The following is a 1,831-nucleotide window of genomic DNA, read 5'->3' as shown; positions in this document are numbered from 1 at the left end:
GCCGCGACGTGCCGCGAGCCACGAGCGCGGCCGGCGGGTCGCTGACCACGGTCATGGGCGACCCCACGGCACTCGCCCGGGCGGCGCGCTACGCGGCCGCCGTGCTGATCGCCGGAAGTTTCGCCACGGTGGTCGGCGTCGGGCACCCGAGCTGGGCGATGGTCGCCGCCGTCGTGCCGCTGGCGTCCGCGGACACGCCGCGCGGGTCCCTGCGCGCGATCCAGCGGGTCGTCGGAACGGGGCTCGGGCTGGTTCTCGCGGGCGGGCTGCTCGGGCTGGGGACCAGCGGCTGGGTGCTTGTTGGGCTCGTGATCGTGCTCCAGGCGCTCGCCGAGATGTTCGTGGCGCGCAACTACGGCTTCGCGATGGTCTTCATCACCCCGCTCGCGCTGATGATGTCGACCGTCGTCGCGCCGGTACCGGCCGGTCCGCTGCTGCGTGACCGGGCGATCGAGACGGTCGTGGGCGCCGTCGTCGGGCTCGCGCTGACCCTCGCGTCGAGTGAGCACCGGGCCGCGCTCGTCAGGACAAAGGTCCCGGCTGCGCCATCAGGTCGGGCGAACACTGTGCCGGGTACCTGAGGTCACCCCCAGTGGAGGAGCGCAATGCGGACGACGGCGACGGCGACGGCGACACACCCGACGACGAGCGGCACCCGGCTGGACTACGGGCGCCGGCCGATGCTGGTCTTCTGGGAGACCACGCGCGCCTGCCAGCTTGCGTGCAAGCACTGCCGGGCCAGCGCGACGGCGCAAGCCCTGCCCGGGGAGCTCAGCACGACCGAGGGTCGCGACCTGATCGACCAGGTCGCCGGCTTCGGGCGACCGTACCCGATCCTGGTGCTCACCGGCGGTGACTGCCTGCTGCGCCCGGACCTGTTCGAGCTGGTCGCCCACGCGACCGGGCTGGGCCTGCCGGTCGCGCTCGCGCCGTCGGTCACCCCGGCCCTGACGCCGCAGATGATCGACCGGATCGTCGCGAGCGGGGTCAAGGCCGTCTCGATCAGCCTCGACGGTGCGCTCGCCGCGACCCACGAGGGCGTGCGGGGCATCCCCGGGCACTTCGCGGCGACCGTGCAGGCGATCCGGGCGCTCGCCGCGGCCGGGCTGACCGTCCAGGTGAACACGACGGTCATGCGCGCGAACGTCGCGGAGCTCGCGGACGTCGCGGCGGTGATCGGCCGCGCGGGCGCGGCGATCTGGGAGGTCTTCTTCCTGGTCCAGGTGGGGCGCGGAGTGGCCACCGAGGCGGTCAGCCCCGCCGAGCACGAGGACATCTGCCACTTCCTGTACGACGCGTCGCAGCACGGCTTCATCGTCCGCACCGTCGAGGCACCGTTCTTCCGGCGGGTCGTGAACCGGCGCCTCGCCGGGGACCCCGCACCGGTCAGCGACCTGTACGACACGCTCTCGACGCGGCTCACCACCCTGATGGGGCCGTCGATCGGGCGGCCCCGGGCGCACACCGCGGCCACCCGCGACGGCAAGGGGATCGTCTTCGTCGCGCACGACGGCGAGGTCTACCCGGCGGGCTTCCTGCCCGAGCCGCTGGGCAACGTCCGGACCACCCCGATCGCCGAGATCTACCGCGACAACCCGCTGCTGCGCCGGATCCGGGCCACCGACTTCACCGGCCGCTGCGGGCGGTGCGAGTACGCCGACCTGTGCGGGGGCTCCCGCGCGCGTGCGTTCGCCGCGAGCGGCGACCCGCTGGGCGAGGACCCCGCGTGCGCATACCAGCCCAGCGGTTCGCCCGCCCGTACCGGCGGCGCACAGGGGTGGCACGAGCCTCCCAAGACCCCGTAACGTCCGAGCGTTGACGTCCTATAGGA

The 1,831-nt window shown here is 73.8% G+C and carries 2 protein-coding genes; both read left to right on the top strand.

The genetic code is table 11. The annotated features are described in order from the left end of the window. On the top strand, nucleotides 1-581 hold a 581-nt coding region (locus VIM26_RS20000), incomplete at its 5' end, for an FUSC family protein (protein WP_331954509.1). A gap of 24 nt (nucleotides 582-605) precedes the next feature. Then, entirely contained in the window at nucleotides 606-1,805 is a 1,200-nt protein-coding gene (locus VIM26_RS19995) for a TIGR04053 family radical SAM/SPASM domain-containing protein (RefSeq protein WP_331954507.1), read from the top strand. Nucleotides 1,806-1,831 lie beyond the last annotated feature (26 nt).

The organism is Pengzhenrongella sp. (assembly GCF_036565025.1).
Classification (GTDB): Bacteria; Actinomycetota; Actinomycetes; order Actinomycetales; family Cellulomonadaceae; genus Pengzhenrongella.
This window is presented reverse-complemented; position numbering and strand designations above follow the sequence as displayed.